This window comes from Streptomyces sp. NPDC126510, assembly GCF_040302345.1.
In the GTDB taxonomy this organism is placed as follows: domain Bacteria; phylum Actinomycetota; class Actinomycetes; order Streptomycetales; family Streptomycetaceae; genus Streptomyces.
Genome location: NZ_JBEORR010000002.1, coordinates 202,246 through 224,909, shown reverse-complemented (window position 1 = coordinate 224,909; position 22,664 = coordinate 202,246). Strand labels below are relative to the sequence as shown.

Annotated in this window: 23 protein-coding genes; 12 read left to right on the top strand and 11 right to left on the bottom strand. The window is 71.9% G+C overall.

From position 1 onward, the window contains the following. Nucleotides 1-63: 63 nt before the first annotated feature. From ABTX60_RS02950 to ABTX60_RS02940, 3 genes are all read right to left on the bottom strand, one after another. Nucleotides 64-642 carry a TerD family protein gene (locus tag ABTX60_RS02950; protein ID WP_352095315.1) on the bottom strand — a complete coding sequence of 193 codons (579 nt, stop codon included), beginning with the start codon at nucleotides 640-642 and terminating at the stop codon, nucleotides 64-66. 139 nt (nucleotides 643-781) lie between these two features. Continuing rightward, a complete protein-coding gene (gene uvrB / locus ABTX60_RS02945) occupies nucleotides 782-2,926 on the bottom strand; it encodes an excinuclease ABC subunit UvrB (protein WP_352095314.1) in 2,145 nt (714 codons plus the stop codon). A 40-nt stretch (nucleotides 2,927-2,966) separates the two neighbouring features. Then, nucleotides 2,967-3,833, bottom strand: coding sequence for an MHYT domain-containing protein (locus ABTX60_RS02940; protein WP_352095313.1), 867 nt, complete (start codon nucleotides 3,831-3,833; stop codon nucleotides 2,967-2,969). A gap of 291 nt (nucleotides 3,834-4,124) precedes the next feature. Between ABTX60_RS02940 and ABTX60_RS02935 the strand changes: the two genes are divergently transcribed. Next, complete coding sequence (locus tag ABTX60_RS02935) at nucleotides 4,125-4,997, top strand: glycerophosphodiester phosphodiesterase (protein WP_352095312.1); 873 nt, start codon at nucleotides 4,125-4,127, stop codon at nucleotides 4,995-4,997. 53 nt (nucleotides 4,998-5,050) lie between these two features. Beyond that, complete coding sequence (locus ABTX60_RS02930) at nucleotides 5,051-5,605, top strand: methylated-DNA--[protein]-cysteine S-methyltransferase (protein ID WP_352095311.1); 555 nt, start codon at nucleotides 5,051-5,053, stop codon at nucleotides 5,603-5,605. A gap of 34 nt (nucleotides 5,606-5,639) precedes the next feature. On the opposite strand, the gene ABTX60_RS02925 is transcribed toward ABTX60_RS02930, so the two are convergent. Further along, nucleotides 5,640-6,068, bottom strand: a complete 429-nt coding sequence (locus ABTX60_RS02925; protein ID WP_352095310.1) for a VOC family protein — start codon at nucleotides 6,066-6,068, stop codon at nucleotides 5,640-5,642. A 105-nt stretch (nucleotides 6,069-6,173) separates the two neighbouring features. Here ABTX60_RS02925 and ABTX60_RS02920 point away from each other — a divergent pair, with 105 nt between their 5' ends. Both ABTX60_RS02920 and ABTX60_RS02915 read left to right on the top strand, forming a co-directional pair. Then, complete coding sequence (locus ABTX60_RS02920) at nucleotides 6,174-7,082, top strand: pseudouridine-5'-phosphate glycosidase (RefSeq protein WP_352095309.1); 909 nt, start codon at nucleotides 6,174-6,176, stop codon at nucleotides 7,080-7,082. Between the two features lie 170 nt (nucleotides 7,083-7,252). Continuing rightward, nucleotides 7,253-8,155 carry a carbohydrate kinase family protein gene (locus tag ABTX60_RS02915; protein WP_502992267.1) on the top strand — a complete coding sequence of 301 codons (903 nt, stop codon included), beginning with the start codon at nucleotides 7,253-7,255 and terminating at the stop codon, nucleotides 8,153-8,155. Nucleotides 8,156-8,231: 76 nt separating this feature from the next. Here the strand turns inward: ABTX60_RS02915 and ABTX60_RS02910 are convergent, their stop codons facing one another. Beyond that, nucleotides 8,232-9,023: a methyltransferase domain-containing protein gene (locus tag ABTX60_RS02910; RefSeq protein ID WP_352095307.1), complete on the bottom strand. Its 792-nt coding sequence runs from the start codon at nucleotides 9,021-9,023 to the stop codon at nucleotides 8,232-8,234. A 291-nt stretch (nucleotides 9,024-9,314) separates the two neighbouring features. On the opposite strand from ABTX60_RS02910, the gene ABTX60_RS02905 reads away from it, so the two are divergent. Beyond that, the gene (locus ABTX60_RS02905; RefSeq protein WP_352095306.1) at nucleotides 9,315-10,442 is read left to right on the top strand and encodes a magnesium and cobalt transport protein CorA; all 1,128 of its coding nucleotides are present in this window, start codon (nucleotides 9,315-9,317) and stop codon (nucleotides 10,440-10,442) included. A 65-nt stretch (nucleotides 10,443-10,507) separates the two neighbouring features. Here ABTX60_RS02905 and ABTX60_RS02900 read toward each other — a convergent pair whose 3' ends face one another. Together ABTX60_RS02900 and ABTX60_RS02895 are read right to left on the bottom strand one after the other, a co-directional pair. Continuing rightward, complete coding sequence (locus ABTX60_RS02900; protein ID WP_053671225.1) at nucleotides 10,508-10,936, bottom strand: CBS domain-containing protein; 429 nt, start codon at nucleotides 10,934-10,936, stop codon at nucleotides 10,508-10,510. Nucleotides 10,937-11,110: 174 nt separating this feature from the next. Continuing rightward, nucleotides 11,111-11,752, bottom strand: coding sequence for a nucleoside/nucleotide kinase family protein (locus ABTX60_RS02895; protein WP_352095305.1), 642 nt, complete (start codon nucleotides 11,750-11,752; stop codon nucleotides 11,111-11,113). A gap of 123 nt (nucleotides 11,753-11,875) precedes the next feature. Here ABTX60_RS02895 and ABTX60_RS02890 point away from each other — a divergent pair, with 123 nt between their 5' ends. The 3 genes from ABTX60_RS02890 (at nucleotide 11,876) to ABTX60_RS02880 (ending at nucleotide 14,949) form a co-directional block, all read left to right on the top strand. Next, nucleotides 11,876-12,574 carry a DUF2293 domain-containing protein gene (locus ABTX60_RS02890; protein WP_352095304.1) on the top strand — a complete coding sequence of 233 codons (699 nt, stop codon included), beginning with the start codon at nucleotides 11,876-11,878 and terminating at the stop codon, nucleotides 12,572-12,574. Between the two features lie 254 nt (nucleotides 12,575-12,828). Continuing rightward, nucleotides 12,829-13,308: an anthrone oxygenase family protein gene (locus ABTX60_RS02885; protein WP_352095303.1), complete on the top strand. Its 480-nt coding sequence runs from the start codon at nucleotides 12,829-12,831 to the stop codon at nucleotides 13,306-13,308. A gap of 150 nt (nucleotides 13,309-13,458) precedes the next feature. Beyond that, nucleotides 13,459-14,949, top strand: a complete 1,491-nt coding sequence (locus ABTX60_RS02880) for a glutamate synthase subunit beta (protein WP_352095302.1) — start codon at nucleotides 13,459-13,461, stop codon at nucleotides 14,947-14,949. A gap of 156 nt (nucleotides 14,950-15,105) precedes the next feature. On the opposite strand, the gene ABTX60_RS02875 is transcribed toward ABTX60_RS02880, so the two are convergent. Continuing rightward, nucleotides 15,106-15,591, bottom strand: coding sequence for a carboxymuconolactone decarboxylase family protein (locus ABTX60_RS02875; RefSeq protein ID WP_352095301.1), 486 nt, complete (start codon nucleotides 15,589-15,591; stop codon nucleotides 15,106-15,108). A 47-nt stretch (nucleotides 15,592-15,638) separates the two neighbouring features. Between ABTX60_RS02875 and pdxR the strand changes: the two genes are divergently transcribed. Beyond that, nucleotides 15,639-17,051 (top strand): MocR-like pyridoxine biosynthesis transcription factor PdxR, encoded by a 1,413-nt coding sequence (gene pdxR, locus ABTX60_RS02870; protein ID WP_352095300.1) that lies wholly within the window; start codon nucleotides 15,639-15,641, stop codon nucleotides 17,049-17,051. A 37-nt stretch (nucleotides 17,052-17,088) separates the two neighbouring features. On the opposite strand, the gene ABTX60_RS02865 is transcribed toward pdxR, so the two are convergent. The 3 genes from ABTX60_RS02865 to ABTX60_RS02855 form a co-directional block, all read right to left on the bottom strand. Beyond that, nucleotides 17,089-17,901 carry an SAM-dependent methyltransferase gene (locus ABTX60_RS02865; RefSeq protein ID WP_352095299.1) on the bottom strand — a complete coding sequence of 271 codons (813 nt, stop codon included), beginning with the start codon at nucleotides 17,899-17,901 and terminating at the stop codon, nucleotides 17,089-17,091. 80 nt (nucleotides 17,902-17,981) lie between these two features. Then, on the bottom strand, nucleotides 17,982-18,236 hold the full coding sequence (locus ABTX60_RS02860) for a DUF397 domain-containing protein (RefSeq protein ID WP_033310663.1): 255 nt from the start codon (nucleotides 18,234-18,236) through the stop codon (nucleotides 17,982-17,984). Beyond that, nucleotides 18,237-19,097: a Sco1979 family transcriptional regulator gene (locus ABTX60_RS02855; protein ID WP_352095298.1), complete on the bottom strand. Its 861-nt coding sequence runs from the start codon at nucleotides 19,095-19,097 to the stop codon at nucleotides 18,237-18,239. It abuts the gene before it with no gap. 241 nt (nucleotides 19,098-19,338) lie between these two features. Here ABTX60_RS02855 and ABTX60_RS02850 point away from each other — a divergent pair, with 241 nt between their 5' ends. From ABTX60_RS02850 to ABTX60_RS02840, 3 genes are all read left to right on the top strand, one after another. After that, on the top strand, nucleotides 19,339-20,004 hold the full coding sequence (locus tag ABTX60_RS02850) for an ATP-binding protein (protein ID WP_352095297.1): 666 nt from the start codon (nucleotides 19,339-19,341) through the stop codon (nucleotides 20,002-20,004). Continuing rightward, entirely contained in the window at nucleotides 20,001-20,435 is a 435-nt protein-coding gene (locus tag ABTX60_RS02845) for a hypothetical protein (protein ID WP_352095296.1), read from the top strand. Before ABTX60_RS02850 ends, ABTX60_RS02845 begins: the two co-directional genes overlap by 4 nt. 271 nt (nucleotides 20,436-20,706) lie before the next feature. After that, nucleotides 20,707-22,662, top strand: a complete 1,956-nt coding sequence (locus ABTX60_RS02840) for an ABC transporter ATP-binding protein (RefSeq protein ID WP_352095295.1) — start codon at nucleotides 20,707-20,709, stop codon at nucleotides 22,660-22,662. Nucleotides 22,663-22,664: the final 2 nt, after the last annotated feature.

Sequence of the window (22,664 nt, the reverse complement as noted above, 5' to 3'; positions counted from 1 at the left end):
CTGTGTCGTTGTGTGGAGTCGGGTGCTGCACGCCGGGCCCGCGACTCCGGGGCCCGGGTGCGCTCAGAGCACCGGAAGGATCGCCGGCATCAGGTCCTGGAAGGTGCGGCCGTTGGCCGGGTTGCCCAGGGCCGTCATCGTCCAGCCCTGGCCGGAGCGGTGGACCTTGGCCATGAGCTGGGCCGTGTACTGGCCGCCGCCGGCGAGCGTGTAGCGGGCGAGCTCCTGGCCGTTGGTCTCGTCGACCAGCCGGCAGAACGCGTTCTGCACTTCCTGGAAGGTCTGGCCCGTGAAGGAGTTCACGGTGAAGACGATCTGGTCGATGTGCACCGGGACCCGCGCGAGGTCGACGAGGATCGCCTCGTCGTCGCCGCCCTGGCCGACACCGCCGACGAGGTTGTCACCGGTGTGGCGCACCGAGCCGTCGTCGCTCACCAGGTGGCGGAAGAAGACGACGTCGACCGGCTGCTTGTCCGCGAACAGGACGGCGGAGGCGTCGAGGTCGATCTCTCGCGTGCGCGAGCCGAACAGGCCGCGCCGGGGAGCCGCCTGCCAGCCGAGACCCATGCGAACCGCAGTCAGGCTGCCACCGTCGTTCTTCTGCAGACTGATGGCCTGACCCTTGGTCATGTTGACGGTCACGCGCTGATTCCCCTCTCGAACGTCCCCTGTTGCCGCGTGGTCGCGGTTGACCAGAACCCTACGCAGGGGCACTGACAGTGACGTACCCCGGTCCGCACTTTGTGTCGGTCTTGCAACACTGCGCGTACGCGGCACGCTGTCAGGCCAGGCCCGCCTCCTTCATCTGGCGCAGTTCCTTCTTCATCTCCGAGACCTCGTCGCGCAGCCGGGCCGCGATCTCGAACTGGAGCTCCGCGGCGGCGGCCCGCATCCGCGCGGTCAGCTCCTCGATCTGCCCGGCCAGTTCGGCCGCGGGGCGGTCGGTCGGCACGGTCTCCTCGGCCTTGCCCCTGCGCTTGGCGGACTTGGCGTTCCCTGCCGCCTTGCCGAGGGACGGCACGGGCGCCTTGGTGCCCCCACCGTCCTTCTTGGCCTTGCGGTAGCCCGAGCCGAGCAGCTGCTCGGTGTCGATGTCCTCGCGGGCGATCTGGGCGACGATGTCGTTGATCTTCTTGCGGAGCGGCTGGGGGTCGATACCCCGTTCCGTGTTGTACGCGATCTGCTTCTCGCGGCGCCGGTTGGTCTCCTCGATGGCCTTCTCCATCGCCGGGGTGATCTTGTCGGCGTACATGTGGACCTGGCCGGAGACGTTGCGCGCGGCGCGGCCGATGGTCTGGATCAGGGAGGTGCCGGAGCGGAGGAAGCCCTCCTTGTCGGCGTCCAGGATCGCCACCAGGGACACCTCGGGCAGGTCGAGGCCCTCGCGCAGGAGGTTGATGCCGACCAGCACGTCGTACTCGCCGGCGCGCAGTTCACGCAGCAGTTCGACCCGGCGCAGGGTGTCGACGTCGCTGTGCAGGTAGCGCACCTGGATGCCCAGTTCCAGGAAGTAGTCCGTGAGGTCCTCGGCCATCTTCTTGGTGAGCGTGGTGACCAGAACGCGCTCGTCCTTCTCGGTGCGCAGCCGGATCTCGTGCACCAGGTCGTCGATCTGCCCTTCGGTGGGCTTGACGACGACTTCCGGGTCGACGAGGCCGGTGGGGCGGATGATCTGCTCGACGAAACCGTCCGAGCGGGACATCTCGTAGGTGCCCGGGGTGGCCGACAGGTAGACCGTCTGGCCGATGCGCTCCTGGAACTCCTCCCACTTCAGGGGGCGGTTGTCCAGGGCGGAGGGCAGCCGGAAGCCGTGGTCGACGAGGGTGCGCTTGCGGGAGGCGTCGCCCTCGTACATGGCGCCGATCTGCGGGACGGTGACGTGGGACTCGTCGATGACGAGGAGGAAGTCGTCCGGGAAGTAGTCCAGCAGGGTGTTGGGCGGGGAGCCGGGCGAGCGGCCGTCGAAGTGCATCGAGTAGTTCTCCACGCCGGAGCAGCTGCCGATCTGGCGCAGCATCTCGATGTCGTACGTGGTGCGCATGCGCAGGCGCTGGGCCTCCAGCAGCTTGCCCTGCTTCTCGAGCTCGGTCAGGCGCTCGGCCAGCTCCTTCTCGATGTCGTTGACGGCCCGCTCCAGGCGCTCGGGACCTGCGACGTAGTGGGAGGCCGGGAAGACGTAGAGATGCTGGTCGTCGCTGATGATCTCGCCGGTGAGCGGGTGCAGCGTGGACAGCGCCTCGATCTCGTCGCCGAACATTTCGATGCGGACGGCCAGCTCCTCGTAGACCGGGAAGATCTCGATGGTGTCGCCGCGGACGCGGAAGGTGCCGCGGGTGAAGGCCATGTCGTTGCGCGTGTACTGGATGTCCACGAAGCGGCGCAGCAGCTCGTCGCGGTCGATCTCCTCGCCGACCTTGAGGGGGACCATGCGGTCCACGTACTCCTGCGGGGTACCCAGGCCGTAGATGCAGGAGACCGAGGCGACCACGACGACGTCACGGCGGGTGAGCAGCGAGTTCGTCGCGGAGTGGCGCAGGCGCTCGACCTCCTCGTTGATCGAGGAGTCCTTCTCGATGTAGGTGTCCGACTGCGGGACGTAGGCCTCGGGCTGGTAGTAGTCGTAGTACGAGACGAAGTACTCGACCGCGTTGTTCGGGAGCAGCTCGCGGAACTCGTTCGCCAGCTGGGCGGCCAGCGTCTTGTTCGGCGCCATCACGAGTGTGGGGCGCTGGAGCTTCTCGATCATCCACGCGGTGGTGGCGGACTTGCCGGTGCCGGTCGCGCCGAGCAGCACGACATCCTTCTCGCCCGCCTCGATGCGCCGGGCCAGGTCGGCGATGGCTGTCGGCTGGTCGCCGTTCGGCTGGTAGGGGCTGACGACCTCGAAGGGCGCCACCGTGCGTTCGATCTTTGAAACGGGCCGCATGGGTTCCACCGTACGACCCCGCACTGACAACGGGCTCTGATCAGCGGTTCTGCGGGGTGCGGGAGCCCCGGTGCTCCACGGTGCGGCGGGGGCGGAACCGCAGGCGATGAGCGGAGTGGCGGACGTGGGTGTGGGCGGGGATGCCGGGTTTGTGCTCCGCCGGGACGACGGTGGGCTTGCCCATGACCATCAGCGGGTCGAACATCACCACCACCCCCGCGAGGAGCAGGAAGGCGAGCGGGCCGATCAGCATGGGCGCGAGCAGGGTCGCGGGCGAGTCCCCCGTGGTGGGCTCGGCCGTGCCGTGCAGGTGGACGCTGAGGGCGGCCATGCCCGTGTAGTGCATGCCGCTGACGGCGAGCCCCATGACGAGGCTGGCGCCCACGCTCCACAGGAAGCCCCTGATCTGGCCGGCGGCCCACAGGGCGGCGGTGGCGGCGGCCATGGCGATGGCGACGGAGATGCCCACGGTGACGGTGTTGTACTCCAGCTTTCCGTCCAGGCTCATGCTGGCCATGCCCAGGTAGTGCATCGACGCGATGCCCAGACCGGTGATGGTGCCGCCGGTGAACAGGGCCGTACCGCGCGCGCCCTTGTAGCCGACGATGAAGATCCCGATGCCCACCATGATGATCGCGACGGCCAGGCTCGCGAAGGTCATCGCCTTGTCGTAGTGGATCGGGGTGCCGCGGACCGTGAACCCCATCATGGCGACGAAGTGCATGGTCCATATGCCGGAGCCGATGGCGGCGGAGCCCAGGGCGAGCCAGCCGGGGCGCCAGGACTGGGCGACGAGCATGGATCTCGTGGTGCACCGCAGGCCCAGCGCGCCGCCGAGGCAGGCCATGAAGTAGGCCACCAGGGGTGTGACCAGGCCGTAGCTGAATCCGTCGACCGTGCCCTGCATGCGCGGCTGCCCTTCCCGCCCTCGTACGTCCCGGAATTCTTGATGTGCGCCCCCCTCCCCAGGACCGCACGAGCGGTCAGGGTTGACGCAGAGAGTATGACCCCCACCGGAATGGTCGAACGACTTTCCGGCAAAGAAACACGGCCTTGCCGCAGTTGTGCGGTACCAGTGAGCGGAGTTGGGTCTTCTCCGTTCAACGTGTGGCCATCCTGCGCCCCTCTCGTGTTGACCCTCTGCTGTCACAGTTGTGCTGTCTGTGATGTTGCCGTTCGCTCGTCGCGAGGAGTACGCATGCACGCGCGCGCTGTTGCCGCCTCGACCACCGCACTCCTGGGGACCGCCGCTCTCCTGTTCCCCGTCTCCCCCGCGCAGGCCGCGGGAGGTGGCACGTCCCCGCTGGTCATCGGGCACCGGGGGGCCTCCGCGTACGCACCCGAGAACACCCTGGCCTCGGTCGACAGAGCCGCGGAGCTGGGCGTCCGCTGGGTGGAGAACGACGTGCAGCGGACGAGGGACGGAGAGCTGGTCGTCATCCACGACGACAACCTCCGGCGCACCACCGACGCCGAGGAGGTCTTCCCCGACCGGGCCCCCTGGAAGGTGGAGGACTTCACCGCCGCGGAGATCGCCCGTCTGGACGCGGGCAGCTGGTTCGGTCCCGCGTACGCGGGCGTGCGCGTGCCGACGCTGGAGCAGTTCGTGCGCCGCCTGGAGAGTCATCGTCAGAAGCTGCTCCTGGAGATCAAGAATCCGGAGCTGTATCCGGGCATCGAGCGGCAGACGTTGAAGGTCCTCGGCAACGAGGGCTGGCTCGACCGGTCGCACCTGGCGGGCCGGCTGATCGTGCAGAGTTTCAGCGCGGACAGCGTGCGGACGGTGCACGAGCTGAAGCCCGGGGTGAAGACCGGCCTCCTGGGGACGCCCCGGTTGCCGGACCTGCTCGACTGCGCCGAGTTCGCCGACCAGATCAATCCCTCCTACAGCTCTCTCTCCCCGGCGTACGTGTCCTCCGTCCAGGCGTTCGACGGACCGCACGGCAGGCCGATGAAGGTCTTCGCCTGGACGGTCGACGACGCGAAGACGGCCCGGCGGGTCGCCGGTTACGGCGTCGACGGGATCATCACGAACAGGCCGGACGTGGTGCGAGAGGCCGTGGGCGGCTGATCCGGCTTTTCCGCCCCGGCGTCGCTGTCAGTGGTGGGTCCTAGTGTGGGCGCATGGACAGCCGAGAGCAGGCCGAGCCGCACATCGTGTGGGCGGTCGTCGACAGCGGGATCGGACCGTTGCTGCTGGCCGCGAGCCGGGACGGGCTGGTCAACGTCGTGTTCCACGCCACGGACGCGGTGCGGGACCGGGCCGTCGAGCGGCTGGCGTCGCGGCTGGGCGCCGAGCCGGTCGAGGCGCCCGGCTCGCCGCTGCTGGCCGAGGCGATACGCCAGTTCGAGGCGTACTTCGCGGGTGAGCGGCGTGACTTCGACCTGCCCCTGGACTGGTCGCTGATCTCCGGCTTCAACCGGGCGGTCCTGCGCGAGCTGGCCTCGGGCGTGCCGTACGGCCAGGTCGTCGGATACGGCGACCTGGCCGGGCGCGTCGGTCAGCCCGGCGCCGCCCAGGCCGTGGGCATGGCGATGGGCGCCAATCCGCTGCCGGTGGTGGTGCCCTGTCACCGGGTGGTGGAGAGCGACGGCGGCATCGGCGGCTTCGGGGGCGGCCTGGAGACCAAGCGGAGGCTGCTCGCCCTGGAGGGGGTGCTTCCCGAGCCGCTCTTCTGACAGCCGCGGTTCCCGTGCAGGCCGATGGGCTCGGTCAGTCGTAGTGCCGGGCTTCGAAGACGTTGCCGTCCGGGTCGCGGAAGTAGAAGCTGCGGGTGGCCTTGCCCTGGGCCCCGAAGGAGCCGTGCGCGAGGTCCGACACCGGCACGGAGCGTTCTTCGAGGCGGCTGAGGAGGGCGTCGAAGTCGCCGCGGGACAACGACAGGCAGACGTGGTTGACCGGATGCCCCGCGCTGTCGGCGGAGCCGGGCAGCATCGTCATGCGTTCCGCGTAGCTCAGCGGCATGAGGTCGAGGATGGTCTCGCCGCTGACGCGCACGGAGGGGAACGGCGCCTCACCCGCCGCGAATTCCGCGAGCCGGACCGCCTCCAGGCCCACCGCCTTCTCGTAGAAGTCTGCGGCGGCGAGCGGGTCGCGCACCCAGAGGACGACATGGTCGAGACGAGGTGTGTGGTCGGTCATGTACCCAGGCTCGTGAGGACTCCGGCTGCCCGCAAGGGTTTGGCCCGGTCCGCCGCCCGCCAGAGATGAGGGAAGACGACTGACCGACTGACAGGAGGCAGGCGCGTGGTGCTGGTGGTGTCCGAAGAAGTGCGGGAGGCGATCGACGCGCGCCGGCCCGTCGTGGCCCTGGAGTCCACGATCATCGCCCACGGGCTGCCGCGGCCGCGCAACCTCCAGGTGGCGCTGGAGCTGGAGACGGCCGTGCGGCAGGAGGGCGCGGTGCCCGCCACGATCGCCGTGCTGGACGGGCGCCCGTGTGTGGGCCTGGACAAGGAGCAGCTGGAACGGGTCGCCAACGAGGACGGGATCCGCAAGCTCGGCCACCGCGACCTGCCGCTCGCGGTCGCGTCCGGGGCGAGCGGGGCGACCACGGTGTCGGCGACGGCGCTGCTGGCGGCGCTGGCGGGCGTACGGGTTTTCGCGACGGGTGGGCTCGGCGGAGTGCACCGGGAGTGGACGGCGACGCAGGACGAGTCGGCCGACCTGGGGCTGCTGGCGCGCACGCGGATCACGGTGGTGTGTGCCGGGGTGAAGTCGATCCTGGACGTGCCCGCGACCCTGCAGCGGCTGGAGACGCTGGGGGTCGCCGTGGCCGGTTACGGCACCGGCCGGTTCCCCGGCTTCTACCTCTCGGACTCCGGGCATCCGGTGGACTGGACGCTTCGGACACCGGGGCAGGTGGCGGACGTCATGCGGGCCCAGGACGCGCTCGGTGGGCCCGACTCGGCGCTGATCGTCGCCAACCCCGTGCCCGAGGACGAGCAGCTGGACCCGGACCTGCACGCGCGGGTGCTCGCGGAGGCCCTGCGCGCGTGCGCGGAAGAGGGCATCACCGGCCAGGCGGTCACTCCCTTCCTGCTCGACCACCTGGTGCGGCACACGGACGGCGCCTCCCTGAGCGCCAACCTGGCGGCGGTCCGGGGGAACGTACGCCTGGCGGCACGGATCGCGGCGGCCTGGGCCCGGGGATGACGGCGGGCGGCGGAGCGTGGCCGGGAGGGGGAACAGGCTCCGGGAGCACGGGCGCCGAGGTGGGCCGGGGGCTGCTGGGCCAGGAAGGGGGAACGGGCTCGGGCGCCGAGGTGGGCCGGGGGCTGCAGGGCCAGGAAGGGGGAACAGGCTCCGGGAGCACGGGCGCCGAGGTGGGCCGGGGGCTGCTGGTCGTCGGGGATGTCATCACGGATGTCGTCGCGCGGCACCGAGGGCCGCTCGCGGCCGGTACGGACACGGCTGCCTCGATCCGGACGGTGGCCGGCGGGGCGGGCGCCAACGTGGCGTGCTGGGCGGCCCACCGGGGAGCGGCGGACGTACGGCTGCTCGGACGCGTCGGGGCGGACGCGGCGGCCTGGCACGAGCGGGAGCTGGTCGCCCAGGGGGTGCGTCCGCAGCTCGTCGTCGACCCGCTGGCGCCGACCGGCACGGTGATCTGCATGGTCGACGGGGGCGCATCAGCGGAGCGGACGTTCCTCACCGACAGCGGCGCGTCGGTGCGGCTCGGCCCCGCCGACTGGTCGGACGCGCTGCTCGACGGCGTGGCCCGGCTGCACCTCTCGGGCTACCTGCTGTTCTCCGATCCGAGCCGGGCCCTGGTGACGGTGGCCCTCGGCGCCGCACGCGCGCGGGGCGTGCCGGTGAGCCTGGACCCGGCTTCGGCCGGCTTCCTGGCGGAGCTGGGCGCCAAGCGGTTCCTCGAGCTGGTCGGGGGCGTGGACGTGCTGCTTCCCAGCCGGGACGAGGCGTGCCTGCTGACGGGGCTGGCGGACGCGGCCGAGGCGGCGGCCGAGCTGAGCCTGCGGGTGCCGCTGGTCGTCGCCAAGCAGGGCCACGAGGGGGCACTCGTGGCCCGCTCGGGGAAGGTGAGCGCCCGCGTCCCGGCCGTACCCGCGACACCACGGGACACCACGGGGGCGGGTGACGCCTTCACCGGCGCGTTCCTCGCCGCCCTGCTCGCGGGTGCCGGGCCGGAGGACGCGGCCGCGGAGGGCTGCCGGGCGGGCGCGCGAGCGGTGGAACAGGTGGGCGGCAGACCGCCCGTGCCGGGCTGACGCCCCCACCCGCACCCGCCCCCGCACCCGCACCCGCACCCGCACCCGCTACTGCCTACACCCCCACCCGGTCCCGCTACTGCTTACGCCCCCAGGCCGAGATCATCGGTGCCGTCGTCAGATCGAGCGCCCCGGACGTGACGTTGTCCAAGTGCCGGTCGATGTCCTGGTCCGTGGCGAGGCCGGCGGTGACGAGCTGGTCGCGGATCTGGCGGATCGTGACGGACTCCAGGGCCGCGCAGGCCGGCGAGGCGAGGGGGAAGTAGGCATCGGCATGGACCCGGGTCAGTCCGGCGTTGCGGAGCAGCCGCGGCAGGGTGCGGCCGCAGGGCAGATCGGTCCCGCGGTCGGCGAGCAGTCGGCGGAAACCCTGCCGCAGCCGGTTCGCGAGCTGCTGCTCGGGGCCGTACTCATCGGGGCAGAGAAGGGGCTGCAGCGCGGGGTCGGTGTCCTCGACCAGGAGGCGCCCGCCGGGGCGCAGTGCCGCCGCCATGGACCGCAACGCCCCTTCCCGGTCGGCCACGTGGACGAGGGCGAGACGGGCGTGCACCAGGTCGAAGTCCTCCCCCGGCGGCTCCTGCGCGCCGAGGTCGTGGAGCCGCACCTCGACCGGTGGCCGGGCGGCGGAGGCGAGCCGAGACTTGTCGGTGTGGGTCGCGACGACGCGTCCCGTCGGGCCGACCTTCTTGGCCATCCAGGACACCACTGAGGTGTCGGCGCCGACCTCCCAGCACCGCCAGCCGGATCCGATGCCGAGCGCTTCGAGGTGCCGGAACGTCGTGGGGTCGAAAAGGGCGGCGAAGGCACTGAAGTGCTCCGCCGCCTCGGTCTGCCGGTTGGCCAGGAGGTACCCGTCGGTTCGCGTCATACGACGATCATCCCATTTGCCCGACTTGCTCTTACTCGTCGACGCTCCGGCACGGAGCACCGCGTCGGATGCTTTCGTGGCGGGGAACCCTCGAGGCGTCCGCACGAGAACCATCCGGTCAGGACATGCGTCCATACGGCAGGGCCGCGGCGCCTGCGTCACGTTCGTCCACAGGCGGGAACGAAGCGGAACGGACCTTGCCCACAGGCTTACCCGCAGCTCACGCGGGCCTGGCAGACTGGCGCGCCAAGGCGCAGGAACGGCGCGAGAAGTTCCACGCAAGGAGAGCCGATGTCCATGGCAGGGAATCTGCGGAAGGTGACGAGCCTCGGCGGGGTCGGTGGCCTTCGCAAGGTGGCTCGGCTGGCCAGACGACGTCCGCGCGTCGATCTGAGTCACCCGGCCCGGTCCCCGCTGGGCTCCTCGGTGGTGAACTGCGTGACGTACCGGGACGGCGTCCGCACCTCCGCGCGCGGCGATCTGGTGGACACCGTGGAGCGGGTGCGCAAGAACCGGGAGGGCTTCGTCTGGCTCGGTCTGCACGAGCCCACGGACCTGGAGTTCGCGGGCATCGCCGAGCTCTTCGACCTGCATCCGCTGGCCGTCGAGGACGCGATCGAGGCCCACCAGCGGCCCAAGCTGGAACGCTACGGCGAGACGCTCTTCGCGGTGTTCAAGACGGTCTGCTACGTCGAACACGAGGAGCTGACGGCCACCAGCGAGGTGGTGAACACCGGCGAGATCATGGTGTTCGTCGGCGCGGACTTCGTGATCACGGTGCGGCACGGCCGGCACGGCTCGCTGGGCCCGCTGCGTGAAGAGCTGGAGTCCGATCCCGGCCAGCTCGCCAAGGGCCCGTCGGCGGTGCTGCACGCGCTCGCGGACCATGTGGTGGACGACTACCTGACGGTCACGGACTCGGTGCAGGCGGACATCGACCAGGTCGAGACGGACGTGTTCTCCGAGGCCGGTGCGCGCACCGACCCGGGGCGCATCTACCAGCTCAAGCGTGAACTGCTGGAGCTGAAGCGGGCGGTGGTGCCGCTCAGCCGGCCGCTGGAGGATCTCGCCACCCGGCCGATCCGGGCGGTCGATCCGGAGATACAGGCGTACTTCCGCGACGTGTCCGACCATCTGCTGCGGGCGAAGGAGCAGATCGCCGCCTTCGACGAACTGCTCAACTCCATCCTCCAGGCGCACCTCGCGCAGGTCACGGTCGCGCAGAACGAGGACATGCGAAAGATCACGGCGTGGGCCGCGATCGTCGCGGTGCCGACGATGGTCTGCGGGGTCTACGGCATGAACTTCGACCACATGCCGGAGCTGCACTGGCGATACGGCTACGGCATGGTCATCGGCGTGATATCCCTCGCGTGCCTGGCCCTGTACCGGGGGTTCCGGCGCAGCGGCTGGCTCTGACACCGGCCGTGGCCTGAGAGGGCTCGAACGGCGCGGGCGAGTGCCTGCGGGGGTGGTCCAGGCGATCAGTGCATGGCGGTCGTGGCGTAGACGCTCTCGGCCCAGGAGGCGATCTGATCCTTCGCGAGGTGCCGGGCCAGATCGGCTTCGCTGATCATGCCGACCAGGCGCTTGTCCCGGATGACGGGCAACCGGCGGATCTGGTGCTCCTGCATCTCGTGCAGCACCTCGCCGACATCGGCGTCCGCGTCGATCCAGCGGGGCGTGCCCTTGGCCATCTCGCCCGCGGTGATCCTGGCGGGGTCGTGGCCCATGGCGACGCAGCCGACGACGATGTCGCGGTCGGTGAGGATGCCGCAGAGCCGTTCGTTCTCGTCGCTGATCGGCAGGGCGCCGACATTGAGTTCGCGCATGAGCTGGGCGGCGCGGTCGAGTGTCTCGTGAGCGGGGATCCACTGGGCGCCGCGGTGCATGATGTCTCCGGCGGTGGTCATGGAGTACCTCCCGGTGCCGGATGGCCGGCGCGGAGCGGGACGCACCGCGAGTCCCGGCGCCCTTCATTCTCGCCGCGCAGCGGGATGCCCGCACACGGAAGGCGACGCCCCACGGCTCGGCACCGGACACCGGTCGCCACCGGACGCGGGACGTCACCGAACACCGGCTGCGCCTCAGCCGTTCCACGCCGGGTGACGCGGGTCGTCGGCCCGTACCAGGACGTCCGCCGTCTCCACCGGGTCCGTCTCGTGCTCGTAGCGCTGGAAGGCGGGGAGGGTCCAGTGCTCGGCCTCGGGGGTGCGGCGGCGCAGGGCGCCCGGGGAGAGGAGGACGTGGACGCTCAGATCGAAGGGGAACCAGTGCCGGAGGAGGAAGGGCCCGTGCATCAGCAGGACACCGCCGGGCGGGACTCCGACGTAGGGGCTGCGCGTGGCGCGGTCGGCGGCCGGGTCCCACAGGTCGGGCAGGACGCGGCCGTCGCCGTCGGCTTCGAGCGGGCCGAACACCTCGCGCCACAGGGCGCCCGTGTCGTACCAGCCGCTGTAATAGGCCTCGACGTCCTGGTGGCCGTACTCCAGCCGTACGGAGGCGGGGCGCAGAAAGCCCTCGGTGCCCACGACGAGGGAGGAGCGGCCGCGTATGCGCAGCGCCTCGGAGACGCGGCGGGCGAGGTCTCCCGGGTGGGCGGCCGGGGGGCCGTCGAAGGCGATGCGTGGCCAGGGGCTGCCGTCGGCGGGCTTCAGGTCGAGCAGGCGCTCGGCGAGCAGGTCGCCGAGCCGTTCCCAGGTGATCGCTTCGAGTCGCACACGGCCCATGATGCGTCAGGCCGGGGCAGGGGGCGTCCCGCCGGCCGGCGCCTCGACGAAGCAACGGCCGGATCGCCTGGGTCCGTCCTGAAGTGCGCAGTTCGGGCTGCCGTCACGGGGAATGAAACACGTATGGTCCCCCGCGCCTCGCTCCCGCCCCGCACCGGACTCCTCGTCTTCCAGCCCCTCAAGCGGCGGTACTGCGCCGAGTGCCGGCGGGGGCCACTACCGCTGCTGGTCCTGGAGGACGGCGCCCCTCGCTGCCTGGACTGCGCCGACCTCGGGCACCTGGAGTTTCTGCCGAGCGGCGACACCGCGCTGACCCGCCGATCGCGGGAGGAGAGCGCGCTGTCGGCGGTGGTCGTGCGGTTCAACCGGCGCAAGGGCCGGTACGAGCGGCAGGGCGTTCTGGTCGAGGAGGCGGCGCTCGCGCGGGCCGAGCAGCGGTGCCTCGCGGACGCCGAGGCGAGACGGCGGCGCCGGGTGCGGGACGCGCGGCGGCGGGCAGCCCAGGACGCCCTGTTCGCCCAGGCGTTCGCGACGGAGATACGCCGGCTCTTTCCGGGGTGCCCGGCCGATCGGGCGCGGGCCATCGCCCTGCACGCCTCGGAGCGGGGCAGCGGGCGGGTGGGCCGCAGCGCGGCGGGGCGTGCGCTCACCGAGGGTGCGGTGACCTCGGCGGTCGTGGCGTCCGTACGGCATCTGGACACGCCCTACGACCGGCTGCTGATGAGCGGCGTGCCGCGGCACGAGGCGCGGCGGCGGATCGCGGCGGCGGTGGCGACGGTGCTGCGGGAGTGGGCCGGGGAGGGACTCGGCTCCACGGCGTGATGTGAAGCTCCCGGCGCGCAGAATCGCCGCGCCTCGGCCCCGGCCGTTCACGGGGCCGTGAGAGGAGGGCCGCCCGGCGGGCGGTGAGGCGAGGACCGTCCGGCGGCCCGTGCGGTGAGGCCGGTCCGGCGGGCCGTGGACGTGCGCGTATGGCCCCGCGCCGCTCGGCCATGGTCACTGTGCTCGTACGGGATTTCACTTGTGGTGAGGAAGAGTGCCGGGCAGGATCCCGGCTCGACGGGCGGGAGAGGGACATGATCGACGGACCGTACTTCGTGCTGACGGTGCTGGGGGTACTCGGGACCGGCCTCGTGGCCGGGGTGTTCTGCGGGTTCTCGACCTTCGTGATGCGGGGCCTCGGCATGCTGCCGTCCGCGCAGGGGGTCGCCGCGATGAACGCGATCAACGCGGCGGCGGTGACTCTGCCCTTCATGATCGTGTTCCTCGGCTCGGCCGCGCTGTGCGCGGTGATCGCCGTGGTGACGTTCGTGCTGTGGCCGGGCGAGGGGACGGTGGAGCTGCTGGTGGGCAGCGCCCTGTACCTGTTCGGGTCGTTCGGGCTGACCATGGTCGCGAACGTGCCGCGCAACGACGCGCTGGCCGGGCTGGAGCCGGACACACCTCAGGCGGCGGCGTACTGGCCGGCGTACCTGCGGGAGTGGACGCTGTGGAACCACGTCCGCACGGCCGCCTCGGCCGGTGCGGCACTGGCCTACGTGCTGGCGCTCACCTGACGCCGGCGGCTCACCGAATCGGTGCCACCCGGCGACAGGCACGGGCCTGGAGGCGGACGTATCGTGGCGAAAGGAGTGCCGCACGACGAGTGAGAAGTGTGCCGCCCGACGCCGTACGGCCCGTCACCCGCGCACGCAAGGAAGACGGCCATGGCCGATCCCAAGGGTTTCATGACCACGCCCCGCCAGGACTGGCCGCGCAGGCCGGTCGAGGAACGGGCGCAGGACTGGGACGAAGTCTATGTCCCCGGGGCTCTGCTGCCCATCATCAGCGAGCAGGCCGACCGCTGCATGGACTGCGGCATCCCCTTCTGCCACGACGCCTGCCCGCTGGGAAATCTGATCCCCGAATGGAACGACCTGGTCTCCCGGGAGGACTGGCGGGCGGCCTCCGACCGGCTGCACGCGACGAACAACTTCCCGGAGTTCACCGGCCGGTTGTGCCCGGCTCCGTGCGAGGCGGGGTGTGTGCTGGCGATCAACCAGCCGGCCGTCACGATCAAGAACGTCGAATGTGCCATCGCGGACCGGGCCCGGGAGGAGGGCTTCGCGCCGCCGAGGCCGCCGGAGCGGCTGTCCGGCAGGACGGTCGCGGTGATCGGCTCGGGCCCGACCGGGCTGGCCGCGGCCCAGCAGCTGACGCGGGCCGGGCACACGGTCGCCGTGTACGAGAGGGACGACCGGCTCGGCGGGCTGATGCGGTACGGCATCCCGGCGTTCAAGATGGAGAAGCACCATCTGGAATGGCGGCTGGAGCAGATGCGGGCCGAGGGGACGAAGTTCCGGACGTCGACGGCGGTCGGGCGGGATCTCGGGGCCGAGGAGCTGCGCACGCGCTATGACGCCGTGGTGCTCGCCACAGGGGCGACCGCATGGCGTGAACTCCCGGTGCCCGGGCGGGAGCTGACGGGGATCCACCAGGCGATGGAGTACCTGCCGCTGGCCAACCGGGTGCGCGAGGGTGATCTGGAGACGTCCCCGCTGTCGGCCGCGGGGAGGCACGTGGTCATCGTCGGTGGCGGCGACACCGGGGCGGACTGTCTGGGCACCGCGGTCCGGGAGGGTGCGGCGTCCGTGACCCAGCTGGACATCTACGCGCTGCCGGGCGCGGAGCGCGACGAGGAGACCGAGCCCTGGCCGACGTACCCGATGCGGGTCTACCGGCTGTCCGCCGCTCATGAGGAGGCCCGTGACCTGCGGACCGCCCCGGTGGCGAACGCGGACGCACGGCTGTTCGCGGCGTCCACGCTGCGCTTCGACGGCGACGCGCAGGGGCATGTGCGGTCGCTGCACCTGGTCGAGGTGGACGCGCGGCGCCGCCCGTTGGAGGGCACCGGGCGGACGCTCCCCGCCGACCTCGTGCTGCTCGCCCTCGGCTTCTCCGGGCCCGACCGGGAGGACGGGCTCGTCGACCAGCTGGGGCTGGAGATGGAGCCCCGCGGGACGATCGCGCGGGACTCCGGGTTCGCCACGAACGTGCCCGGGGTGTTCGCCGCGGGCGACGCGGCGCGGGGGCAGTCGCTCATCGTGTGGGCGATCGCCGAGGGGCGTGCGGTGGCGGCCGCCGTCGACCGTCATCTGACGGGCAGTTCGAGGCTGCCGGCGCCGATCGGGCCGTACGACCGGCCCATGGCGGTGTAGTCCGCCGCCCCGCCCGACGGACGGTCACCACCCGCCGGGCGAACGCTCACCGACTGCCCGCCGGACGGTCCCCACCCGCCGAATGGACGCTCACCGACTGCCCGCCGGACGATCACCGCCCGCGCCATGGACGCCCCTCGCCCACCCACCGGACAATCACCGCTCGTCCGTCCCCGCGACCTTCCCCGTCGACAGCGCCACCCGGTTCCATGTGTTGATCGTGCAGATCAGGGCGATGACCTGGGCCAGTTCCCGCTCGTCGAACCGCGCGGCGGCCTCCGCGTAGACGCCCTCCGGGACGCCGGCGTCGGCGACGAGCGTCAGTGCGTCCGTCAGGGCGAGGGCCGCCTGCTCCCGCTCGGAGAAGAAGTGACGGGCCTCGCGCCACACGGCGACCATGTGCAGCCGGTCCTCGCTCTCACCGGCCTTTCGGGCGTCGTTGGTGTGCATGTGGAGGCAGTACGCGCAGTGGTTGAGGTGCGAGGAACGGATCTGGATCAGTTCGACCAAGGCCGGGTCGAGGTTCTCGCGAGCGGCGGCGTCGAAGGCGATGAGGGCCCGGAAGGCCTTCGGGGCGGACGCGCCGAAGTCCAGCCGGTTCGCCGTCCCGAGGGCGCTCTTCGTGCTCGTGTTCGTCGTCATGCCCGCCAACCTACGAGCCGGAAAGACCCGCTGTAGGGTGCATTTCCATGATGGATTCGTGGGTCAATACGGCCGAGCGCATCGGGTCCGACCTGCATCTGGAGCTGACCGGGCCGGGCGGCCGCCGGGCGGCGCTGATCCGGGCACTGCGCGAGGCCGTCCGCGGCGGGCGGCTCGCCCCGGGCACGCGGCTGCCGCCGTACCGCTCGCTCGCGGCGGACCTCGGTGTCGCCCGCAACACGGTGGCGGACGCGTACGCGGAGCTCGTGGCGGAGGGCTGGCTCACCGCCCGGCAGGGCTCGGGCACCCGGGTCGCGGAGCGGGCCGAGCCGCTGCGGCCCGCCGCCCGTGTGCCGAAGAAGGCGCCTGCACGCGCGCGTGGTCCCCGGCACGACCTGACGCAGGGCACGCCGGACGCCTCGGCCTTCCCGCGCACCGCCTGGCTGACCTCCTACCGGCGGGCCCTCCAGCAGGCGCCCCACGAGGTGTTCGGCCCGGGCGATCCCGCGGGGCGGCCGGAACTGCGGGAGGCGCTCACGGAGTACCTGGCACGCGCCCGGGGGGTGCGGACCGCGCCGGGCCGGATCGTGGTCTGCTCCGGTTTCGCGCACGCGCTGCGGCTGCTGTTCGGCGGCGGCGTCCTGCGCGGGCCCCTCGCGGTGGAGGCGTACGGACTCGGGTTCCACCGGGAGGTCCTGGCCGCGGCCGGAGTGCGGACCGTGCCGCTCCCCCTCGACGAAGACGGCGCGCAGGTCGACCGGTTGGGGCGTGAGCGGGCCGTACTGCTCACGCCGGCGCACCAGTTCCCGACCGGCGGCCCGCTGCACCCCGCGCGACGGGCCGCCGTGATCGACTGGGCACGCGCGCGTGACGGGCTGGTCCTGGAGGACGACTACGACGGGGAGTTCCGCTACGACCGCAAGCCGGTCGGCGCGGTCCAGGGGCTCGACCCCGAGCACGTGATCCACATCGGCTCGGTGAGCAAGAGCCTGTCGCCGGCGGTGCGGCTGGGCTGGATGGTGCTCCCGGAGCGGTACGTCGGCGCCGTGCTGGACGCCAAAGGCGAGCGCGAGGCGTGGGCGAGCGTCCTCGACCAGCTGAGCCTGGCGGACTTCATCGCCTCGGGGGCGTACGACCGGCACGTGCGGCGGATGCGGCAGCGGTACCGCGGCCGCCGGGACCGGCTCGTCGCGGCGCTCGCCGAGCGCGCGCCGCACATCGAGGCCACCGGCATCGCGGCCGGGCTGCACGCGGTGCTGCGGCTGCCGCCCGGCACCGAGGCGTCCGCGGTCAAGGCCGCGGCCTGGCAGGGCATCGCCCTCGACGGCCTCGCGGCGTTCCGGCACCCGGAGACCGGCATGCCGGTGGGCGACGGGCTCGTCGTGGGATACGCGACCCCCTCCGAACACGCCTACGGGCCGGCCCTGGAGGCGCTGTGCGGTGTGCTGCCGCCGCCGTGACCGGCCCGGAGCGGAACGCTGGAAGCCCCGGAAGCGCTTAGCCCTTGCGTCCGACCGCCCCGTAGCCCGGGATCACCCCGTCGTCCTGCCCGGGCACGGGCTCGCCCAGCTCGGGGTGCCAGCGGTGGGGCACCTCGACGCCGGGCTCGACGAGGTCGAGGCCGTCGAAGAAGCGGGTGAACTCCTCGCGGGAGCGCAGGGCCAGGGTGACGCCGGCGGCGCGCAGCTTCTCGGTGGCCGCCTTCGACTCCTCCGGGGTGAAGTCGGCGGTGGCGTGGGTCATCACCAGGTAGCTGCCGGAGGGCAGTTCGGCGAGCAGCCGGCGGACCAGGTCGTGGGCGCCGTCCTCGTCGGAGACGAAGTGCAGCAGGGCGACGAGCGACAGCGCGACGGGCCGGCTGAAGTCCAGGACCTTCCTCGCGCCCTCCAGGATGGCGTCCGGGTCGCGCACGTCGGCCTGGAGGTACTCGGTCGCGCCCTCGTCCGTGCCGCGCAGCAGGGCCGCCGCGTGGGCCAGGACGATGGGGTCGTTGTCGCAGTAGACGACCCGGGCGCGGGGTGCCGTTTCCTGGGCGACCTGGTGGAGGTTGGGCTCGGTGGGGATGCCGGTGCCGATGTCCAGGAACTGCCGTACGCCGTTGCGGGCCAGCCAGCGCGTGGCGCGGTGCATGAAGGCGCGGTTGACCCGGGCCATCACCGGCACCCTGGGGTCGAGGGTGAGCATCTGCCGGCCCATCTCCTCGTCGACCGGGTAGTTGTCCTTGCCGCCGAGGTACCAGTCGTACATCCGCGCGGGATGGGGTCTGGTCGTGTCGATCTGGACGGCCGACGTGGGGTCCTGCCCGGTCATGAGGCACTCCGTAAGGCGCAAGGGGCGGTCAATTCAGCACCAGCGTAGGAAAGTTGATGACAAAAGGCGGCACGTACGCATCAGGACAGCAGGAAGTCCGCCTCCCCCGACTTCGCCCCCTCGATGAAGGCCGTCATCTCGTCGGTGGTGTAGATCAGCGCCGGCCCGTCCGGGTCGGTGGACTGACGGAGGGCGATCCGGCCGTCGGCGAGTTTCATCGCCTCCAGGCAGTTGCCTCCGTTCCCGCCGCTCCACGGCTTGTGCCAGCCTTCGCTGCCCAAGTCGCGCGCGGGCATGCCGTTGTAGACGTGTTTGCGCGGCTTGATGCGGTCCATTCAGAACTCCTTGCGGAGGTCCCGGAGGATCTCCTTCGTGCGATGTGCCGTAGCGGCCTGCGCCGCCATGCGGTCCATGACCTCGAGGTGGGTCGCCACCTCGGTGCGCGCGTCGAGATAGACCGCGCCGGTCAGGTACTCGCTGTAGACCATGTCCGGCAGTTCGGGCATGGCGAATCGGAACAGCACGAACGGCCCGTACGTGCCCGGGTGCGGCCCATTGGCGAACGGGGCGATCTGCAGCGTCACGTTGGGCAGCTTCGTGGCGTCGAGCAGCTTGTCGATCTGGGCCCGCATCACTTCCGGGCCGCCGACCGGGCGCCGCAGCGCGGTCTCGTCCATCACGACCCACAGCCGGGGTGCGTCCTCGCGGGTGAGCAGGTCCTGGCGCTGCATGCGCAGGGCGACATGGCGCTCGATGTCGTCGGGCCGGGTCTGGCCGATGGCGCCCGACCGGAGCACCCCGCGCGCGTAGTCCTCGGTCTGCAGCAGCCCGGGGACGAAGTGTGGCTCGTAACTGCGGATGACGCCGGCCGCGCCCTCAAGGCTCACGTACATCGAGAACCAGCCGGGCAGGATGTCGTGGAAACGCTGCCACCAACCGGGCCGGTTGGCCTCCTCGGCCAGCAGGACGAAGGCCTCGGCCTCCTCGTCGGAGATTCCGTATGCCTTGAGGAGCAGTTGCAGGTACGGGATTTTGAGCGCGACCTCGGCCATTTCCATACGGCGGACCGTGGCGGGGGCGACGCGGAGGATGCGCGCGGCCTCCTCGCGCTTCATTCCGGCGCGTTCCCTCAGGTCCAACAGGCGTCGGCCGAGAACGACCTGACCGACCGTGGGCGCGGACCGCGGTTCACTCACGCTCCACCTCCAGGAAGAGTTCTGACGAGCCGGTCACACAAAACGCTGACAGCCCGGCGGCGCCATTCGAGGACCTTTCGAAGAGCTGATTCGAACAATGATTTCGAACGGATCTTCGATGATCTCAACTGGCGCCGCGCGGGGTGCTGTTGCGAGCAGTGTGCCACGGCCTTCCAGACCGTCACACAGCACTCTGCAATTTTCAGAGTGACACTTGCCAAGTGTTCACGGCGCGGCGATAGTGGCAAGCGTGATTCCGTCCGCGCCCTTAGGAACAGACGCCGCCGCAGGCCCTCCCGGGCTTGGCGCCGCCACGGAAGTGGTCCCCCTCGGGACCGCTGCCGAGCGCCGGTTCCGTTTCGAGCTGGCCGCACATCCGGGTTCTCCCGCGCAGGCCAGACGCCTGACCCGAGCCCGGCTGACGGGCTGGTCGGTGTGCGAGGACACGTGCGACAGCGCGGCCCTGGTGGTTTCCGAACTGGTCACCAACGCCATCGTGCACACGGCGAGCACTCACATAGTGTGCGAGCTGCACGACGGTGACGACCTGGTGCGGATAGCCGTGCGCGATGAAGGCTGCGCCCCGGGCCAGCCTCACGCCGCCGGCCGGACACGGCCCGAGGAGGAGCACGGGAGGGGACTGCTCCTCGTCGACGCCCTCTGTCATTCCTGGGGCGCCCATGAGAACGGCCCCGGGCTGCTGGTCTGGGCCGAGCTGCCACGCACGGCGGACATCCCGAGCGACCCGGCCGAACCCTGTGCCGACCTGGGCTGGGGCACCCGCCCGAAGCGCGGCCCGTCCGATGACCCGGACGAAGGAGACGGAACCCGTCAGGAGGCCCGCCACACGCGCGGAGCCCCGGAGGTCCCGCCGCAGAAGAGCCGCAGCGGGCGGGGGCACGCATGAGCCCCGCATCGGGAGGCCGCATGCTGAACCTGGACACGCTGCTGCGCGTCCGCCGCGAGTTGCGGGCCCCCGGTCCAACCCTGCGGCTGCCCGTGCCCGACGGCATGACGGCCCCGCTGGGCTGTGACGCGGTCGCCGTCTCCGCCGCCCTCGGCCCGCTGGTCATGCCGCGACTGCCCCGCGTGGGCTGCGTCTACGCCGACGAGACGCACTGGTGGTGGCTGGTGCCGTCCGACTCCGACCACGCCCTGGAGTGGCCCGCCCCGACGCGGTACGTCACCGGCGCGGCCGTCCCGGACCTGTCGGAGGTCCCCGACCTGATCCACCGCCCGGACGGCACCCTTCCTTACACCCCCCCGATACCCCTCTACCTGGCACTGTGCCGCGCGACGGGTACGGCACCGTCCTGGTCCCGTCCGGTCAGCGCGTAGAAGGGTCCGCCCCCCCCGCACACCTCTGGCCCCACGCGACCGGCCTCCGCGCCGCCGGCGCCCCCTCCTTGCGGCCGCTCCCCTCCCCACGGCGCATGCACCCCTCCCCCCACCACCTCTCACCCCCGCGCCGCCCCGCACCTCCTCCGGGCCTGGACGTGCGCCCGCGCGCATCCGGCGCCCCGGGCCACGCCCTGCCCTGGGCGGTGTCAGCCCCGCGATAGTGGCCGTTCGTTCAGGAGCGGGCCCGAGCGTGGGAGGTCGGTCGACTGTGGGGAAGAAGCGGACCGCGCCGGAGGTGTCCGAGTCGGAGCGGCTGCTCTTCGGCGGGCCGCTGCGCTACGACATGGGCTGGAACAGCCACGCCGACGCGTTCCTGGAGCTGAACTTCCGCGCCATGATCACCCGGTTGCCGTCCCTGCTGTCGGCCAGCCTCCGGCTCGCCCGGCAGGCCGACCGGGGCGCCGCGCGGATCGTGCTGGCCGCCGAGGCGGGCCGGGGCGTGGCGCAGGCGGTGAGCCTGCTCGCGGTGAACAGCGTGCTGGCCCGGCTGATGGGCGGCGGTCCGATCGACGCCCGGCTGCGCGGAGCCGTTCCCGCCCTGGTCACGGTGGCCGTCGTGATGTTCCTCGCGGCCCTGCTGCGGGCCGCGAGCACCTATGCCACCGGCCGGCTGGAGCCCAAGGTCGAGCGGGTGGCGACCGAGCAGTACCTGGAGCGGGCCGCGGCCGTGGAGCTGGCCGCGATCGAGGACCACGCCTTCCACAAACTGCTGGACACCGCGCAGTACGGCGCCGCCTCCGCGCGCCGGATGATCTCCTACGGAACGCGCGTGATCAACGCCATGATCTCGCTCGTCGCGGCGGCGGGTGTGCTGACCGTGCTGCATCCCGCCCTGCTGCCGCTGCTGGTCACCATGACCCTGCCGAGCGCCTGGAGCGCGCTGACCGTCGCCCGGCGCCGCTACGAGTCCTTCCACGCCTGGGTACAGCACGCCCGCGCGGGCCGGCTGCTCGGCAGCCTGCTGATCGAGCCCGAGGCGGCCCCCGAGATCCGGGTGCACGGGGTGGGCTCCTTCCTGTTGCGGCACTTCCGCGCGATGTCGGAGACGGCCGAGGCCGAGCAGGCCCGCCTGGCGAGGCTCGCCGCGCGCACCGGCCTGATCGCGGCGGCGTGGACGGGCCTGGCGACGGTTGCGACGTACGCGACGCTGGGCGGGCTGCTGCTGGCGGGCGCGATGGCCCTGTCGGTGGCGGGTACGGCCGTGATCGCGATCCGGACCGGCTCGCAGAGCCTCGACACGCTGGTGGTGGAGGTCAACGCGCTGCACGAGGAGGCGCTCTTCGTCGGCGATCTGCACCGGCTGTACACCGAGGCGGACCAGTGGGCGATCCCGGCGGGCGGCACACAACTGCCGGACGATCCGCGTGAGATCCGCTTCGAGAACGTCACCTTCCGCTACCCGGGCGAGTCCGCCCGCCCCGCCCTCGACGACGTGACCCTCAGCCTGCCGCTGGGCCGGATCGTGGCCCTGGTCGGCGAGAACGGCTCCGGCAAGACCACCCTCGTCAAGCTGCTCGCCGGGCTCTACACGCCCGAGCGGGGGCGCATCCTGTGGGACGGCGTGGACGCGTCGACCGCGGACCGGCACCTGCTGGCCGAACGGATCGCGATGGTGGCCCAGGATTTCAAGCGCTGGCCGTTCACGGCCCGGGTGAACGTCGCCCTGGGACGGACGTCGGTGCCCGTGTGCGAGGACCGGCTGGCCGCGTCGGTCGCCGAAGCCGGGGCGGAGGCGGTGGTCGCGGACCTGCCGCGCGGGCTGGACACGCTGCTCGCCCGCAACTTCAGCGGTGGGCACGAGCTGTCGGGCGGCCAGTGGCAGCGGCTCGGCATCGCCCGGGCGGCCTATCGCAGGGGCCGCATCCTGATCGTGGACGAGCCGACGGCGGCCCTGGACGCCCGGGCCGAGCTGGAGGTCTTCGAGAGGATCCGCGCCCTGGCCGACAGCGGCCAGACGGTCGTACTGATCACGCATCGGCTGGCGTCCGTGCGGCACGCGGATCTGGTGCACGTCCTGGACCAGGGCCGGCTCGTGGAGTCGGGGACGCCGGACGAACTGCTGGCGACGGGCGGGCTCTACGCCGAGCTGTACGCGCTCCAGGCGGAGCAGTTCGCCTCGTCACCCGCGCCGGTCGGGAAGGTGCCGGCGCCGAAGGCGGGCTGACG

What these genes read in the sequence shown, in the direction of transcription:
- ABTX60_RS02885 (WP_352095303.1), top strand. Translation starts at nt 12,829, where the DNA reads ATGATCGACGGACCGTACTTCGTGCTGACGGTGCTGGGGGTACTCGGG.
- ABTX60_RS02845 (WP_352095296.1), top strand. Translation starts at nt 20,001, where the DNA reads ATGAGCCCCGCATCGGGAGGCCGCATGCTGAACCTGGACACGCTGCTG.
- ABTX60_RS02890 (WP_352095304.1), top strand. Translation starts at nt 11,876, where the DNA reads ATGGTCCCCCGCGCCTCGCTCCCGCCCCGCACCGGACTCCTCGTCTTC.
- ABTX60_RS02935 (WP_352095312.1), top strand. Translation starts at nt 4,125, where the DNA reads ATGCACGCGCGCGCTGTTGCCGCCTCGACCACCGCACTCCTGGGGACC.
- ABTX60_RS02875 (WP_352095301.1), bottom strand. Translation starts at nt 15,591, where the DNA reads ATGACGACGAACACGAGCACGAAGAGCGCCCTCGGGACGGCGAACCGG.
- ABTX60_RS02905 (WP_352095306.1), top strand. Translation starts at nt 9,315, where the DNA reads ATGTCCATGGCAGGGAATCTGCGGAAGGTGACGAGCCTCGGCGGGGTC.
- uvrB (WP_352095314.1), bottom strand. Translation starts at nt 2,926, where the DNA reads ATGCGGCCCGTTTCAAAGATCGAACGCACGGTGGCGCCCTTCGAGGTC.
- ABTX60_RS02880 (WP_352095302.1), top strand. Translation starts at nt 13,459, where the DNA reads ATGGCCGATCCCAAGGGTTTCATGACCACGCCCCGCCAGGACTGGCCG.
- ABTX60_RS02910 (WP_352095307.1), bottom strand. Translation starts at nt 9,023, where the DNA reads ATGACGCGAACCGACGGGTACCTCCTGGCCAACCGGCAGACCGAGGCG.
- ABTX60_RS02925 (WP_352095310.1), bottom strand. Translation starts at nt 6,068, where the DNA reads ATGACCGACCACACACCTCGTCTCGACCATGTCGTCCTCTGGGTGCGC.
- ABTX60_RS02860 (WP_033310663.1), bottom strand. Translation starts at nt 18,236, where the DNA reads ATGGACCGCATCAAGCCGCGCAAACACGTCTACAACGGCATGCCCGCG.
- ABTX60_RS02930 (WP_352095311.1), top strand. Translation starts at nt 5,051, where the DNA reads ATGGACAGCCGAGAGCAGGCCGAGCCGCACATCGTGTGGGCGGTCGTC.
- ABTX60_RS02900 (WP_053671225.1), bottom strand. Translation starts at nt 10,936, where the DNA reads ATGACCACCGCCGGAGACATCATGCACCGCGGCGCCCAGTGGATCCCC.
- ABTX60_RS02865 (WP_352095299.1), bottom strand. Translation starts at nt 17,901, where the DNA reads ATGACCGGGCAGGACCCCACGTCGGCCGTCCAGATCGACACGACCAGA.
- pdxR (WP_352095300.1), top strand. Translation starts at nt 15,639, where the DNA reads ATGATGGATTCGTGGGTCAATACGGCCGAGCGCATCGGGTCCGACCTG.
- ABTX60_RS02940 (WP_352095313.1), bottom strand. Translation starts at nt 3,833, where the DNA reads ATGCAGGGCACGGTCGACGGATTCAGCTACGGCCTGGTCACACCCCTG.
- ABTX60_RS02895 (WP_352095305.1), bottom strand. Translation starts at nt 11,752, where the DNA reads ATGGGCCGTGTGCGACTCGAAGCGATCACCTGGGAACGGCTCGGCGAC.